Annotated in this window: 20 protein-coding genes; 16 read left to right on the top strand and 4 right to left on the bottom strand. The window is 40.9% G+C overall.

What is annotated here, in order from left to right; all coding sequences use genetic code 11:
- Positions 1 to 3 precede the first annotated feature (3 nt).
- Positions 4 to 558, top strand: coding sequence for a thiamine phosphate synthase (locus WKT03_RS00775; RefSeq protein WP_340390775.1), 555 nt, complete (start codon positions 4 to 6; stop codon positions 556 to 558).
- Here the strand turns inward: WKT03_RS00775 and WKT03_RS00770 are convergent.
- On the bottom strand, positions 545 to 1,132 hold the full coding sequence (locus WKT03_RS00770; RefSeq protein ID WP_161117373.1) for a GNAT family N-acetyltransferase: 588 nt from the start codon (positions 1,130 to 1,132) through the stop codon (positions 545 to 547). The genes WKT03_RS00775 and WKT03_RS00770 overlap by 14 nt on opposite strands.
- Before the next feature lie 317 nt (positions 1,133 to 1,449).
- On the opposite strand from WKT03_RS00770, the gene WKT03_RS00765 reads away from it, so the two are divergent.
- The 7 genes from WKT03_RS00765 to WKT03_RS00735 all read left to right on the top strand — a co-directional run bounded on the left by WKT03_RS00765 (position 1,450) and on the right by WKT03_RS00735 (position 7,418).
- A complete protein-coding gene (locus tag WKT03_RS00765) occupies positions 1,450 to 2,070 on the top strand; it encodes a TetR/AcrR family transcriptional regulator (protein ID WP_021944227.1) in 621 nt (206 codons plus the stop codon).
- Positions 2,071 to 2,156: 86 nt separating this feature from the next.
- Complete coding sequence (locus WKT03_RS00760; protein WP_118482994.1) at positions 2,157 to 3,086, top strand: acyl-CoA thioester hydrolase/BAAT C-terminal domain-containing protein; 930 nt, start codon at positions 2,157 to 2,159, stop codon at positions 3,084 to 3,086.
- Between the two features lie 349 nt (positions 3,087 to 3,435).
- The gene (locus tag WKT03_RS00755) at positions 3,436 to 3,828 is read left to right on the top strand and encodes a hypothetical protein (RefSeq protein WP_262529136.1); all 393 of its coding nucleotides are present in this window, start codon (positions 3,436 to 3,438) and stop codon (positions 3,826 to 3,828) included.
- A gap of 31 nt (positions 3,829 to 3,859) precedes the next feature.
- A complete protein-coding gene (locus WKT03_RS00750; protein WP_008399788.1) occupies positions 3,860 to 4,138 on the top strand; it encodes a type II toxin-antitoxin system Phd/YefM family antitoxin in 279 nt (92 codons plus the stop codon).
- 2 nt (positions 4,139 to 4,140) lie between these two features.
- Positions 4,141 to 4,458: a type II toxin-antitoxin system RelE/ParE family toxin gene (locus tag WKT03_RS00745; protein ID WP_118482996.1), complete on the top strand. Its 318-nt coding sequence runs from the start codon at positions 4,141 to 4,143 to the stop codon at positions 4,456 to 4,458.
- Positions 4,459 to 4,576: 118 nt separating this feature from the next.
- Entirely contained in the window at positions 4,577 to 5,563 is a 987-nt protein-coding gene (locus WKT03_RS00740) for a hypothetical protein (RefSeq protein ID WP_242996065.1), read from the top strand.
- Between the two features lie 103 nt (positions 5,564 to 5,666).
- Positions 5,667 to 7,418, top strand: coding sequence for a phospho-sugar mutase (locus WKT03_RS00735; protein ID WP_117808003.1), 1,752 nt, complete (start codon positions 5,667 to 5,669; stop codon positions 7,416 to 7,418).
- Between the two features lie 412 nt (positions 7,419 to 7,830).
- Here the strand turns inward: WKT03_RS00735 and WKT03_RS00730 are convergent, their stop codons facing one another.
- Complete coding sequence (locus WKT03_RS00730; RefSeq protein WP_008402359.1) at positions 7,831 to 8,046, bottom strand: cold-shock protein; 216 nt, start codon at positions 8,044 to 8,046, stop codon at positions 7,831 to 7,833.
- Positions 8,047 to 8,327: 281 nt separating this feature from the next.
- On the opposite strand from WKT03_RS00730, the gene WKT03_RS00725 reads away from it, so the two are divergent.
- The 8 genes from WKT03_RS00725 to WKT03_RS00690 all read left to right on the top strand — a co-directional run bounded on the left by WKT03_RS00725 (position 8,328) and on the right by WKT03_RS00690 (position 13,649).
- Positions 8,328 to 9,389 (top strand): glycoside hydrolase family 5 protein, encoded by a 1,062-nt coding sequence (locus tag WKT03_RS00725; RefSeq protein WP_340390774.1) that lies wholly within the window; start codon positions 8,328 to 8,330, stop codon positions 9,387 to 9,389.
- A 118-nt stretch (positions 9,390 to 9,507) separates the two neighbouring features.
- Positions 9,508 to 10,620 carry a SpoIID/LytB domain-containing protein gene (locus tag WKT03_RS00720; protein WP_021944179.1) on the top strand — a complete coding sequence of 371 codons (1,113 nt, stop codon included), beginning with the start codon at positions 9,508 to 9,510 and terminating at the stop codon, positions 10,618 to 10,620.
- 217 nt (positions 10,621 to 10,837) lie between these two features.
- Positions 10,838 to 11,566: a M23 family metallopeptidase gene (locus WKT03_RS00715; protein ID WP_117784540.1), complete on the top strand. Its 729-nt coding sequence runs from the start codon at positions 10,838 to 10,840 to the stop codon at positions 11,564 to 11,566.
- Positions 11,567 to 11,930: 364 nt separating this feature from the next.
- Positions 11,931 to 12,410, top strand: a complete 480-nt coding sequence (locus tag WKT03_RS00710) for a DUF2975 domain-containing protein (RefSeq protein ID WP_117784539.1) — start codon at positions 11,931 to 11,933, stop codon at positions 12,408 to 12,410.
- A 14-nt stretch (positions 12,411 to 12,424) separates the two neighbouring features.
- Complete coding sequence (locus WKT03_RS00705; protein ID WP_117784538.1) at positions 12,425 to 12,646, top strand: helix-turn-helix domain-containing protein; 222 nt, start codon at positions 12,425 to 12,427, stop codon at positions 12,644 to 12,646.
- Between the two features lie 57 nt (positions 12,647 to 12,703).
- Complete coding sequence (locus WKT03_RS00700; protein ID WP_117784537.1) at positions 12,704 to 12,943, top strand: DUF3791 domain-containing protein; 240 nt, start codon at positions 12,704 to 12,706, stop codon at positions 12,941 to 12,943.
- Positions 12,940 to 13,410 (top strand): DUF3990 domain-containing protein, encoded by a 471-nt coding sequence (locus WKT03_RS00695; protein ID WP_117784536.1) that lies wholly within the window; start codon positions 12,940 to 12,942, stop codon positions 13,408 to 13,410. The genes WKT03_RS00700 and WKT03_RS00695 overlap by 4 nt, the downstream gene beginning before the upstream one ends.
- Positions 13,407 to 13,649: a DUF3791 domain-containing protein gene (locus WKT03_RS00690; protein ID WP_117784535.1), complete on the top strand. Its 243-nt coding sequence runs from the start codon at positions 13,407 to 13,409 to the stop codon at positions 13,647 to 13,649. Before WKT03_RS00695 ends, WKT03_RS00690 begins: the two co-directional genes overlap by 4 nt.
- On the opposite strand, the gene WKT03_RS00685 is transcribed toward WKT03_RS00690, so the two are convergent.
- Positions 13,609 to 14,382 (bottom strand): ABC transporter permease subunit, encoded by a 774-nt coding sequence (locus WKT03_RS00685; protein ID WP_117784534.1) that lies wholly within the window; start codon positions 14,380 to 14,382, stop codon positions 13,609 to 13,611. The two genes, WKT03_RS00690 and WKT03_RS00685, sit on opposite strands and share 41 nt — an antisense overlap.
- Positions 14,375 to 15,307, bottom strand: coding sequence for an ABC transporter ATP-binding protein (locus WKT03_RS00680; protein ID WP_117784533.1), 933 nt, complete (start codon positions 15,305 to 15,307; stop codon positions 14,375 to 14,377). The genes WKT03_RS00685 and WKT03_RS00680 overlap by 8 nt, the downstream gene beginning before the upstream one ends.
- Positions 15,308 to 15,349 lie beyond the last annotated feature (42 nt).

The following is a 15,349-nucleotide window of genomic DNA, read 5'->3' as shown; positions in this document are numbered from 1 at the left end:
ATTGTGATCACCAATCGCGCGCTGGTAAACGGAGATTTTCTGGAACAGCTTCAAAAGGTCGCTCAGGTGCATCCGCATGCATTGATCCTGCGGGAAAAAGACTTGCCGGATGCAGAATATGAGAAGCTTGCAGCGAAGGTTTTAGAAATATACAGAACGGCAGGCGTACCTGTCTTTCTGCATTCCAGAATGGAGATTGCAGCACGGCTTGGCTGTGAGAATATTCATTTGTCGATTCCTGTGTTGCAGGATTTGTCAGATGTCTGGCGTGATGCACTGACAACGAATTTTAAAGAGATCAGTGTGTCCTGTCACGGCATGGAGGATGTCGAGCTTGCAGTTAAGAGCGGAGCGACACAGATCGTACTTGGAACGATATTTGAGACAGAATGTAAGAAAGGGCTGAAGGGCAGAGGACTGGAATTCGTTCGTGAGATCTGTGCGAATTGTCCGGTCCCGGTATATGCGATCGGTGGTATCAATGAAGAACGCCTGCCGCAGGTGATGGAAGCCGGTGCGGCAGGCGGTTGTATGATGTCCGGATTTATGCGGATGTAGGGAGATATGCCATGGTATACAGCGTGATATCATGTGCCATCTTCTTCTCGGCAGTTTTCGTCATGCCGCAATGTTCGTATTTGACAACCTTTTGGATGTTGTCGGTGTCAAGAATGCAGGGGCAGCCACGTTTGGCGGCTTCTGCAAATGGCAGCTCCAGAACCTTCTTCATGAAGCCCTGTCCCTGGTAAGCCTGTAAGACGACTACCATTGAGACGGCGATATAATCTTTTTCTTTGCGGTATAATTTCTTATATTGCTCGTTTGATCCGGTTGCGATATTTAATAATGATTTAAATGGAATCTCGCACAGCATTCTCCAGATCATATGTAGGGCAGGCCCGAGTGGCTGTCTGGTATTCTTATCCCAGTATGCAAGGAAGCCTTCATATTTTTCGGAGGTTGCATATAATGTACCCATCCGGTAGTAGAATTCAGTAATGATCTCGAAAGATTTGACGAGGTCATCATGTGGTATCGTCTCGGCGATTCCGGGAGATGCGGCAAATGCTTCCCCAATCCGTCTGCCGTAATTTGCTATGTCTTCTGGTGACCGGTTTTCAATCTTTATCATATCTTTTTATACCTCCCAAATTTTTATTCAATATGTTTGAAAAGTCAGCATGGTTTTCCATAATCTGAATGAGTTTCACATATGGTTCATTCAATGTATTTTGAAAAATAAAATCTCTGCAACGTAGAATATACCATTTTTTGAAATGTGAGTTTGAACTCATATTTGTATGGCTGTAGAATATCACGCCGGGATTTTGCTGTCAATAGAAATGTGAGTATATACTCATGTTTTATTGACTTTATTTTTTTATATGCTTATACTGGAAACAGTAAAACTATATGAACGGAATTGTTTTTTACATAAAGGAGTAACACATGCCGGAAGAAATTCGTATCCCAAAACAGAAAAGAAGTATTGAGAAAAAAGAAGCACTGAAGAAAGCGGCGGTCGAGCTGTTCTCGACAAAAGGGTTTCATAACACCAGCAGCAACGAGATTGCAAAGAAAGCAAATGTGTCGATCGGCACATTTTACAGTTATTTTGTTGATAAGAAGTCGTTATATGAGGAATTGATCACGGATCTTTATAATGAATCTTTGCAGGAGATCACGATCATGGATGTGTCCGGGTTCACATCTCCACGGGAATTTGTCAGAAAATACGTTGCTCTGATCCTACATAATCATGAATACATGACAGCATTCCAGAAGGAGATATCCGCCTTGTCCCTGCAGTATGATGACTTGCACGAACTGGAAGCAAGGGCGCGCGCGGGTGCATTTCAGACATTTTTCTCGCTGCTTGAGACAAATAAAAAAATGCTCAGAATCTCTGATCTTAAGACCACATCCCTGATCCTTCAATGTGCGTTGGAGTCCGTTGTGCATGAGGTGACTTTCTATGAAAATGACTATGATAAAGAAAAAGTCATCGATGCGCTTACGGATCTGATCTGCCGATATTGTATTGCAGATGAATATGATAAGAAAATGTAAGAAAGTGTGGAATCTGGCAGTCATTTAGAGTATACTGTCCATGGATGTTAGAATATACTAACTTGTGTTAGAGACAGGAGAATAACATGAAAAAACAATTTTTTGAAAACGAAAAAGATGGATTTTATGGAACGTATTACGAAAATCCCAAAGGGGCGGATTGTGCCGTGATCGGATTATTTGGGGATGATCCGAATGATTATATGGCGAAATGTGGAGCAAAATGGCTTCACAGACAGGGTGTAAATGCTATGTGTGTATCTCCGGGCAGAAAAAATTACAGTCATGTTAACAATCCGCTGGAAAGAATTCAGACCGCAATAAAGTGGTTACAGGATCATGGAAACCGGAAAATCGGTATTATGGGGATGAGCACGGCCGGAATGGATGCAATCGTTGCAGCATCTTATTTCCCGGATATTACGATGACGATTGGGCTTACTGCCAGTGATTTTGTATGGCAGGGATTTGAACAGGGAGAAAAGGATGGCTGTAAGGAATGGCCGATACCGAATGCATCCACACTTTCATGGCAGGGAAAGCCGCTGCCTTATATGCCATTTGTCTATGAACATCCGGTGTATTGGCAGAAGATTGAGGAAGAAACAAAAGGCTCCGGTGATATCACACGGTCGACCTGCTTGTTTATAGATTCGGAAAAGGCAAGACCGCATACAGAGGAAGAAATGGTAAAGGTTGAGAATATAAAAGGCCGCTTATTCCTGATCGGTGCGGATGATGACAGCTTCTGGGAGGCTGGCAAATATGTCCGCCGTATGGATCAGCGTTTAAAGGAACATCCACATACATGTGAATACGATGCTCTTGTTTATGAACATGGTACTCACTTTGTATTGCCGGAAACTTTGCTTCGGATCGCACTTCCGGTTGGACTCAAATTTGTATTGAAATTTGTCTTTAAGGCTGCAAAAGATTATCCAAAGGAATGTGAGGCAACCAGAAAAGATATTGACCGCAGACTGTCCGCAGCGTTAAAGGAGTGGACAGCGGATTAATATCCGTATTTGCTCTTGTTTTTTACCAGGAAGGTCACAGTGATAATAAGGGTTACAAGCTGAGATAACACCATTGTTAAGACCAGTGAAGAAGCCCGAACCAAATATATTAAATCCACAGAACAGGAATGAGGTAGAGTAAAGCATCATTCCTGTTTTTGTCATTTCACAGAGTTCTGCCTCGTAGCCGACAAATATCTTTGCGATAAGCAGGGGATGCTTGTCTGATAACACTATACTGGAAATCGTATTTCGTCAAGAGATAAGTGAACAAGATAGTAAGCAAGATAATAACCTGAATGGTTCCCTTCATTTATGCCAGATGCTTTTTGCTGAGGAGAATTTGGATATGTCAGAGACGCAAATGGATGCTTATCTGAACTATGTATATCAGGAAGAAGAAAAAGGCGTGCGTTTTGCAGTTGTGGAAGAATTGGTGGAGGACATATCAGAATTTACAGGCGATGTTGTATTTCCGGGAGATCCGGTCTGGCATGGAGGTGTTCGCTGGATATCGAAAGCGTTATCACTGGTCTTATGGGGAGTGCTGATCATCTGTCCGGTTACCCATGTTGTTGAAGTAATAAATGGAAAGAGATCATTGAGCATTCCGCTCTTATTGATCTACGGATTTATCATTGCTGTATATTCGTATGGGTTTGTTCGATTTCGGAAAACGAAGAAACGAAGAAATCCTGCAGGCAGTAAAACACATTGGACAAATAGACATATTATGATATAATTTGCATATAATATAAACGGAGGTGGTTTTTATGTTAACATTAAAGGAATCAATCAGACCATCGGCTGATTTAAGAAACCATTATAATGATATTTCAAAACAATGTAAGGAAAATAAAGAAGCGGTAATTATTACAGTAAATGGCAGAGGTGATACGGTAGCCCTCTCATATGAAGAATATAAAAATATGAAAGCTCGTATAGAGTTACTTGAAATATTAGCTGAGGCAGAGGATGATATAAAAAATAATCGTGTTGCACCGATAACTGAAACATTTGATGATTTGCGTAGAATGCTTCAGGAGGGCTAAGTATGGAATATGAGGTAATACGAACTGATACTGCGGATGCAGGAATCAGAAAAATAATTTTATATATAGCTCAGAATTTTGGCAATGAAGTAGCTTTGGAACAACTTGATTATATAGAGAAAAAAATTCTTGAACTTGGAAATGATCCATATATTGGAACAGATCCAAGATACCTTGTTCTTAAACGACAAGGATATAAAGTCCTTATACTAAAAAAGAATCTGTTTTTTTATAAAATTAATGAAGAGAAGAAAACGGTTATTGTATATGCGGTAGTGGATGGCAGACAAGACTATTTGAATATAATACGTGGATTATAGAAAGTGCGCAAATTTTCTGGACAGAAATTAAGAATGAATTTGAAGGTTCCCTCATACAATTACTTATCGGGATTTCCGATTCATACAAAGTATGAAGACAATTCAAGGAGGGGATTTTTTGTCTGAGAAAATGAGTGAAGTCTACGAAGCATATGACATGGAAATACTGGGTGCCGTCAGAGGCCGGGGATCTATGATCCTGAAAACGGATCGGGGAATCAGGCAGATATCTCCATTTGACGGCAGCGAGGAGCGGCTGGAGCAGGAACGGGAATTTAAGGAAAATCTGTATGAGACAGGATTTCACCATATTGACTGCTGCGTGCCGAACCGGGAAGGAGAGCTGATCACCTGCGACCGCTACGGGAATCCATATGTGATGCGGGAATATTTTGAGGGACGGGAATGTAATTCCGGAAGTATCTGCGATCTGAATCAGGCGGCTGCAAATCTTGCGGTATTTCATATCCGGGGGCGTGAGCTGTATGCAAAAGAGGGGAGAACGTATGCGTACCGTGAGCCGGGCAACTTCAGACGAAAAACGCAGGAAATGAAAAAAATCCGGAGCTTTATCTCAAAGCGTCCGACGAAGAATGATTTTGAACTCTTATATATAGAAGCATATGACGCATTTTACAGACAGGCAATCGACTGTCAGGCGATGATGGATGCCTGCGACCGGACAAATATTGCCGGGCATATCGGATATTGCCATGGAGCATATAATTACCACAGTGTGTTGTTTTGCGGTGGGTATCTGGCGACTGTGAATTTTGACCGGTTTCATGTCGGATATCAGTTGATCGACTTATATCAGTTTATACGGAAGGTCATGGAAAAGAATAATTATAACTTCAATATGGCGGTGAAGATCATAGAAGAATACGATCGTATCCTGCCGCTTACCATAGAAGATTATCGATATATCTACATATTATATAGTTATCCGGAGAAGTTCTGGAAGGTCAGCAATCGCTATATGAACTCCAGAAAATGCTGGATTTCCCCTGCAAATCTTGAAAAACTCAGTAAACTTATAACAGATGAACAAGAAAAACAAAAATTTTTGAGTGATTTTTGCAATCATTATGGGTTCACAAGTTAGGAATTTGAATGTATAATGTCATGTGTGAGAAAATCTAACTTTGGGATTTAGGAAATATATTAAGTGTAATGTTTTAAAGGAACGCACAGGAGGAAATATTAAAATGAGCGAACGCAATTATATGGAAGTATATGAGCAGTGGGTCAACAATCCATTATTTGGTCAGGAGACTAAGGATGAACTTCTTTCAATCAAGGATGATCCAAAAGAGATAGAAGAAAGATTCTACTGTGATCTGGTATTTGGTACTGCCGGACTTCGTGGTATTATCGGTGCCGGAACAAATAGAATGAACAAGTACGTTGTCCGTAAAGCAACACAGGGTCTTGCAAATTATATCATCAAGCAGGGCAAACAGGATAAGGGTGTTGCTATTGCATATGATTCCAGAAGAATGTCACCGGAGTTTTCCATGGAAGCAGCATTATGTCTTGCAGCAAATGGAATCAAGGCATACAGATTCGAGTCTTTACGTCCAACACCGGAGCTGTCATTTGCAGTTCGCTATCTGGACTGTGTAGCAGGTATTAATGTAACAGCCAGCCACAATCCACCGGAATACAATGGTTATAAAGTATACTGGGAAGACGGTGCGCAGATCACACCTCCACATGATACGGGAATCATGGCAGAGGTTAAGGCCATTACAGATTTTGCAGATACCAAGACAATGGAAATGATCGATGCGATCAAAGCAGGACTTCTGGTAACGATCGGTGCAGAAGTTGATGATGCATATATGGGCGAACTGAAGAAGCTGGTTCTTCATCAGGATGCTATTGATAAATATGGTAAGGATCTGAAGATCGTATATACACCACTTCATGGTACCGGAAATATTCCTGCAAGAAGAATTCTTTCTGATCTTGGATTTGAAAATGTATATGTTGTTCCGGAACAGGAACTTCCGGATGGTAATTTCCCAACAGTTGCTTACCCAAATCCGGAGGCAAAGGAAGCATTCGCCCTTGCTCTTGATCTTGCAAAGAAAGTAGATGCAGACCTCGTTCTTGCAACTGATCCGGATGCAGACAGACTTGGTGTATATGCAAAGGATTCCAAGACAGGCGAATATAAGGTATTTACCGGTAACATGTCAGGAAGCCTTCTGTGTGAATATGAAGTAAGTCAGATGAAAGCACGCGATGGCAAGCTGCCGGAGGACGGTGCGATCATTAAGACGATCGTTACAACAAATATGGTTGATGCGATCGCAAAATATTACGATACAGACCTGATCGAGTGCTTCACAGGTTTCAAGAACATTGGACGTGAGATCTTACGCTTCGAGCAGGAAGGAAAGGGAACTTACCTCTTTGGTTTCGAAGAGAGCTACGGCTGTCTGATCGGAACACATGCAAGAGATAAGGATGCCATCGTAGCAACAATGGCACTTTGCGAAGCTGCTGCATTCTATAAAGGACAGGGTAAGACTTTATGGGATGTTATGATGGATATGTATGAGAAATACGGCTACTATGTAGATGATATCAAGACTGTAACTCTGAAGGGTGTAGAAGGTTCCAAGAAGATCGGACACATCATGAATGTACTTCGTGACAATACACCGGCAGAGATCGCCGGATATAAGACAAAGGTTGTTCGTGACTACCGTCTGGAGACGATCAAGAACCTTGAGACTGGCGAAACTGTTAAGACCGGTATGCCGAATTCAAATGTTCTCTACTATGAATTAGAGAATGATGCATGGCTTGCAGTAAGACCATCCGGTACAGAGCCAAAGATCAAGTTCTACTATGGAATCAAGGGCAGCTCATATGATGAGGCTCAGAAGATGTCCGCAGAAGCAGGCGACAAGATCATGGATCTGATCTATGATATTTTAGAGAAATAATAAAAGTTTAATTTAAATATAAAACACAGGGATTGCCCCTGCACAGACCATAAGCCCCATTATAAATGACTCGCTACGGTTTCTGTTCAATGCATATGCCTGATTCGTAAATACTCCTGCGCTAACTCGCCAACTAAACGTTGGCTCAGACAAGCGCTCGTATTTACTGGCAATATGCATTTCACGACGAAACCGTCACTGATGTCATATTATAATGGGGCTTATGGTCTGTACAGGGGCAATCCCTGTGTTTTCTGTTAAAAAAGAAGGGCACAATGTCTCTAAAATATCAAAATGAAAATAGCCTTGATCTGTAAATGTTAGATATCGATATCTTAGAGAAATAATTAATATAAAAAAGGCTCAGCCCCTTGATTACAAGGGGTTGAGCCTTTTTTATAGAAAACAAAAATTATTTAACGATTACAACGTTAGTAGCTCTTGTTCTTGAACCACCCTTAGGATCTTCCTCTGTGTCGAATGTAACCTGCTGACCTTCAACAAGTGTCTTATATCCTTCACCCTGGATAGCTGAGAAATGAACGAATACATCTCCGCTTCCATCATTGTTTGAGATAAATCCATAACCTTTTTCTGCGTTAAACCATTTTACTGTACCGTTGTTCATGTGGGTACCTCCTTATATATTTCTTGCTTGTACCCAATGAAAACGTGCATCATTTATGAGAGAAATACGATTAAAACCTTAATCCATACGTCCGCTTAAAAGCGATTACATAGTTAATCTTGAATACGCTCTCATAATAGTATGGGCGCACCTATTTGTCAAGAAAAACAAGGTAAAAATAATGATAAAATCCGGTAAAAAATGATCCATGGGTTCTTGGCAGAAAAGGAAAAGTAGGATACTATAAATACAGGAAAAATGCAAAAACAGGAGGAGAGTGTATGAGAAAGGGAAAACGTCTGATTGCATGGATCATAGCAGTTGTTATGCTGTTTACAATCTGTGTATTTGGTGGAAATGGAACGGCGGAAGCGGCAGCTACAACACCGGTTGCAAAGCATGGAAGACTGTCTGTAAAGGGAGCAGACCTGGTCGACAGTAAGGGAAATAAATTCCAGCTTCGCGGTATCAGCACACATGGAATCAACTGGGATGTCGGATCGCCATATGTGAATAAGAAAGCATTCAAGACACTCCGTGACGATTGGGGCGTGAATGCGATTCGGTTGGCGATGTATACCGAAGAATACAATGGCTATTGCAGTGGCGGCAGTCAGGCAAAGCTTCGGAAACTGGTGGATAAAGGTGTCGGGTATGCGACTGATCTTGGTATGTATGCGATCATCGACTGGCATATCTTAAGTGACGGAAACCCGAATAAGAACAAGTCACAGGCGAAGAAATTCTTTACCACGATGGCAAAGAAATATAAGAACAATAAAAATGTTATTTATGAGATCTGCAATGAGCCAAATGGCTGTAGCTGGAAAGAGATCAAATCCTATGCGACAGACATTATCAAAACGATCCGCAAATACGACAAGAAAGCAGTTATTATCGTGGGAACACCAACCTGGTCACAGCTTGGAACGGATGGAACGTCAAATGAAGTTGCAGACAGCCCAATCAAGGGATATAAGAATATCATGTACTCCCTGCATTTCTACGCAAGTGAGTGGGCGCACAATGAATATCTTCCGGCAAAGGTTGCTTATGCAAGAAAGAAGAAGCTTCCGATCATTGTATCTGAGTTTGGTTTATCACCGGCCAGTGGCGACGGAGCCATTAACAAGGCATCCGCAGACAAATGGATGAAGCTGCTTAACAAATATAACATCAGTTATTTCTGTTGGAGCCTCAGTAATAAGAACGAGTCGGCATCTTTGCTTAAGCCATCAACAAAGAAAACCTCCGGCTGGAAGTCAGGTGACTTATCCACAGCAGGAAAGTATATCAAGAAGAAATATCTTGCAAGAAAGAAAGCTCTTGGCAAGAAAGCATAGTGATCATGTATATGAGATAAACAGTAATATCGGCAAACAGCCGGATGGTCTGTTTGTATAATGAATCAATCATATTTTGCATCTGTGCATCATAGAATAAATAATACAGGAAAATCGTATGAAGCGAATCGGGTTTTTCCGGAATGATGACAGGACAGGATGTGATGGTATGAAGAAAAATAACAGGATTCTAGCCTGGTTCACCATGGTTTTGTTAGCATTTGCAATTCCATATGTGGGAACCAGGCTTTTTGTGCGTTATCGGGATGTGTCGGATGCACGGATCGCGGCACTTAGTAGCAGCCGGGATGTGTGTATCCTGCAGAATGGCAATTACAGGCTGATCGACTGTGAAGAATATATTTTGTATGTCCTTGCCGGATTGTATGATCCGTCGTGGAATGTGGAGATGGCAAAGACAATGGCAGTTCTGACCCGGACTGCGATCTATTATGAAATGAACGATCAGGCGGATACTGCTAATGGCGGAGGCAAGATCATCAATGAAGGAGACTTGAAAGAGATCCGGATAGAGAAAGATGAATTAAAGCAAAAATGGGGGAAAGAATATAAGCAGAATATGGAAATGGTATATCAGGCTGTGAAGGATACAATGGGACAGGTTATCGTTTATGATGGCAGGCTTATTATTCCTGTCAGTCATGCAGTCAGCATCGGTGTGACCGTCAGTGCAGAGGAATTATATGGTACTGCGATTCCATATCTGGTATCCGTTGACAGCAGCCAGGATATCCAGTCACCGGAATTCTCATCGACAAAGATCTACAGTGCGCTTCGTATAAAGAAAGAATTTGGCATGAATGGAGAGGGGAAAGCGTTCGACGGATCGGAAAATCTGGGTCAGACCGGCGTGGATGGTGAAAAAAACAAATCAGAGACGGCTGGTTCAGCACAGAACGAGGAACAGGCAGTGGATGCGGATGCACTGACTGTGCTTGAGGCGACGAAATCAGGATTTGTCCGAAAGGTAAATGTATTCGGTACGGTCGTGACGGGAGAGACATTTGCACAGACCCTGTCACTTGGAACGACAAATTTTCATATCGATCAGGTCGAGGAGGGATATCGGATCATCTCGATCGGTAAAGGCTCATCCCTTGGAATGTCGATGTACGGAGCCGGATGGAAAGCCGATCAGGGCAGTACATATCGTGAGATCATCACATATTATTACCCGGAAACTTCGATCGCAGATGGGGCGGCATATTAAATATCCGCGAAAACATATAAGGATAATTACCAATATATTAAGGATATTTGAAAGCATACAGATGGAATTGCAAAAGTGGTTGCTTTGCAAATCATTTCATTTCGCTGGTGGCAGGATACGACAAAATGCATAAGATATAAATAAAAAGCTTGTGGAAAATATTTGCCTGTGTATATAATCCGGAAGTTCAGGCAACAATATCCATGAGGTGATAAACATGAAGAAATTTTTGAATGTTATTAAGAGAAATATTTTCTACATTGCCCTGATCGCCGGAATGGTGGCACTTGTAGGACTTGTAGCTCTATATAATGTGAAAACCCAGTCAGATGATGAAAATGCTGTCAGCTCGGAGGCAGTAGAAGAAACCGCAGACAGAAGTAATCTCGGAACAACAGAAGCAGTAAAGGAAACACTTGGCGGTACCGCCAAAGCAGAGGACAAGACAGAAGCAACAACAGAGAAAAGCTCAGAAGTAGAAACCGGAGCAAATGCTGCCAAGGTGGAAGAACAGATCGAACTGAATTATGACGGCAGTACAGCTCTTATGTGGCCACTAAACGGAAATGTGATCATTCCATTCAGCATGGACACCACAGTATTCTACGAGACATTAAACCAGTACAAATGCAATGCCGGAATCGTATTGGAAGCAGCAGAAAATGACAAAGTTTCAGCCGCTTACAAATGCAAGATCACAGAGATCACAAGCACACCGGAATTTGGAAATGTGGTAAAGGCATCCCTTGGAAATGGCTATGAAGTCATGTATGGACAGCTTAAGGATATCAATGTTTCTGTTGGTCAGGTGGTAGATGCCGGCTGCACCATTGGCACTGTAGCAGAACCAAGCCGTTATTATTCAAAAGAAGGAACAAATCTGTATTTCGCAATTACCAAAGATGGCAAACCTGTCGATCCTGTATCATTGATCGAAGGGGAATAATCAGAACAATCCATATAAAGTATAAGAACAGACGCATGTCGTATCCGCAGGGTAGGGTGTGTGTCTGTTTTTATATAGATATAGATATTGACAGGTTAAATGAAAAAGTAAATTCCACTTGGAATAACATTCATTTTGCTTTTGATACTGATCTGACGGCACTTCTTTTTATAGCGATAATCTGGTTTATTAATAATTTGAGTTATTTATTATGCGCAGCAAGATTGGAAAGAAGAAAATAGAAAACAATAAATATTTAAAGCGAAACTTTAAAAATGTATTGACATGCTTTATATATGGTGCTATATTGTCTTTGCCGGTAAATTTAAACTAAGACTTTAAAAAAGAAAAAGGAGAATTTAATATGGATGATAAAATGAATAGTTTAAAGAATAGAACGAAGGCGGATATGGTATTTAGTTTTGTAGTTGCAGTGATAGCTGCAGGAGTGGCGATAACCGAATTTTGGGTATATTTTTCAATGGATGGATCAGTTGAAAAATATTTGACAAATGGTATTTATGCTATATTTATAATGGGAATTGCATTGATACTTGCATTTATGCTGCTCGAGGTTCATAAAAATGGAAAGCCATTTTCAAAGAGAATTATAAATGAATTACGAATTCTTGCTGTTTTTATAATTATAGGGGGAATTCTTCCTGATGCGATTTCAAATCTTATAAGTAATGCAGTTCATGGAACATCTACATTGATGAATACTGAAATGATATTAAACGCAAAGAATGTTATTGTAAGTGTAATAGGCGTTGTGATTGGAATTGTTTCCGAAATATTTGTATATGGTTATGAATTGCAGGATGATATGGATTCAATTGCATAAGGGAGAAATGGAATATGGCTATAATTGTTAGACTTGATAGAATGATGGCAGATCGTAAAATGTCATTAAATGAATTGGCAGAGAGAGTTGGGATGACAAATGTTAATCTTTCAAATTTGAAAAATGGAAAAATGAAAGGTGTTCGTTTTGAAACAATGGATTCAATTTGTCGAGTGCTTAATTGCCAGCCGGGGGATTTATTTGAATATACAGAAGATGATAATGTACAAAATTAACTTGAATCGACTTTATACGTCCGTGTTATTATAATAGAAGTAGAGGAGGGCTTGATCGTGATACAGAATGAAAAAATTAAGAATTCCAATGAGTTAGAATTTGCTATATTTTGCATTGAAAATGTTGCAGCAAGACTGGGCGTCGATGCAGAGCGGGTGTATCAGGCATTTACTCAGAAAAGTGATATTTTGAATGGATATATTGTGCCGGAATATGAGATTTTACATACTCAGAGTTTAGATTATATTGTAGAAGATATCCTTGATGTGATGAAAGAAAGGGGCGTGGAAGTATGATTCTTTATCATGGTTCTTTTTTAGAGATAGCCAAACCGGATTTAGTTCATTCTCGCTCTAATGTAGATTTTGGACGTGGTTTTTATGTTACGCCATTACGTGAACAGGCAGTAAAATGGTGTGGCAAGTTCAAACGCCGGGGAAAAGATGGTGTTGTATCCAGGTATGTATATGATGAATGCCGTGAAAACGAATTGAAAATATTGAAGTTTGATTCATATTCAGAGGAATGGTTGGATTTTATCTTAAATTGCCGCAGAGATAACGATACAACAGATTATGATCTGATAGTGGGTGGCGTTGCAAATGATAAGGTATTTAATACTGTGGAATTATTTTTTGATGGGTTAATTGATAAGACAGAAGCAATTGATCGATTGCGATATGAAAAACCAAATCTGCAAATATGTTTTCGGACAGAGAAGGCACTATCATTGTTACATTTTGAAGGGAGTGAAATGATTTGACAGCTAATCCAATCTTGCTTCAGAAAAAATATAGTCGTATTATTGAGAACTTTGCCAATCGACAGGGAATTTCATTGGATGCGGCATTAGCCTTTTTTTACCATTCCGAGGTATACCGGTTAATTCGTGATGGTGTATCAGATATGCATTGCATGAGCGATGCATATCTGGTTGAAGAACTGGAAGCGGAGTATGCTACTATTTTATCTCCTTCCTCTGGAACACCAACAGGGAAATAACGGTTGGCAGGATCAGAAGTACGGCGGCGATCTCCATAGCGTGAACAATCAGGCCGGTGGTTAGTGTCTGCCATGCAACAGCGGTCAGGCAGACGGTAGGAAGATTGGTGTAGATGATACGGAGTGCTTCTACTTCCGGGAAAATGGCATAGAAAAGCATGATGCCATTTGGCAGCAGGGCAACGACTACAGCATAGATACCGCACCACAGAAGGTCTGTGGAGAAGAACATGCACAGGGAGGATGCCATTGTCTGTCCGGCGATGATCATAGGAAGCATGATCACAAAACGCAGAAAATAATTCTGATATGCCGAAGCGGTCAGACTTCCATCATGACGAAAACAGATGTAATTCGTCAGCAGATAGGCTGCAGATACCACAACGATTCCGATAAGCAGCAATAGTGTATTCACGATACATTTGCCAAAGAAAATTGTGTTTCGGCTGGTTCCGAATGACACGATATTCTTCATCGTATTATTCCTCCATTCACCGGAGAAACCGATATCGGTGGTGAAAATAATGCAGTACCAGACGATCGTTGCCATCATATACAGACCGGCATTCATAATATCGGCACCTTCGATCGTAAATGGGATCCGGATAACATGGATGGCATACCAGACAGATACGTTGATCAAAATAGCAATGACCACTCCGATAATGAGCAGGGTATATGGATAAGCCCGATGGCTTACTTTGTAACATTCACTTTTGAGGAAATTATTCAATCGTTGTCCCTCCTAACAGTTCAATAAAGAAATCTTCCAGTGTAGTTTTCACAATCTCCAGTGAGTACAGATCGTATCCCTTTTCAAATAAGAAACGGCTGATCTTCTCAGTCGGGTAAACCGCGTTATTTTCAAAATAAATATAAATGGTATCATCATCTGCATTGTAGGATGCGTCGAGTTGGAGCTCTTTTGAAAGATATTCAGCAGCTTTTTCACCATTACTGGTACGCACCTTTACATAGCTTTTTTCTTTTGCTTCTAGTTCCTCAGCAGACATTTCCTGTAAGATCTGACCATGATCGATGAATCCGTAGCAGGTTGCCATATTTGCAAGCTCGGATAGAATATGGGAGGAAATGATGATTGTGAGTCCGTTCTCTTTGTTCAGTCGCAGCATCAGCTTTCGCATCTCAACGATGCCGGCAGGATCCAGACCATTGATCGGTTCATCTAAGATCAGAAATTCCGGATCGTGCATGAGCGACAGGGCGATTCCCAGACGCTGCTTCATGCCGAGAGAGAAATTTTTAAACTTTTTATCCTTAGCTTCGTAGAGTCCCGTTTCTTTCAGAACTGTTTCAACAATGGATGGATCGTCGATCCCACGCTGGATACGATAATATTCCAGATTGCGTTCCGCAGAGAAAAATGGATAAAATGCCGGAGTTTCGATGATAGCACCGGTTCTTTTCCGGGCTTCATTTAGTCCATGTGTTCCCTTCTTTCCAAAAAGTTCGATGTTGCCATAATCAGGGGCATTCTGTCCGGTAAACAGGCGGAGAAGTGTCGTTTTTCCTGCGCCGTTTTTACCGATCAGAGCATAAATGTCGCCCTTTTTCACGGACATATTTATCTTATCAAGTGCAGGCTTATCACCGTATATCACTTCTACATCTGTTGCTTTTGCAATGACTTCTGCCATGGAACAGCACCTCCTGATTCAACCGAATTTTCCTATAATCAG

The organism is Coprococcus sp. HCN-4056, from assembly GCF_037892645.1.
Classification (GTDB): Bacteria; Bacillota; Clostridia; order Lachnospirales; family Lachnospiraceae; genus Coprococcus; species Coprococcus ammoniilyticus.
Note: the sequence above shows the minus strand (reverse complement) of the source record. Positions and strands in the feature narration are given on the sequence as shown.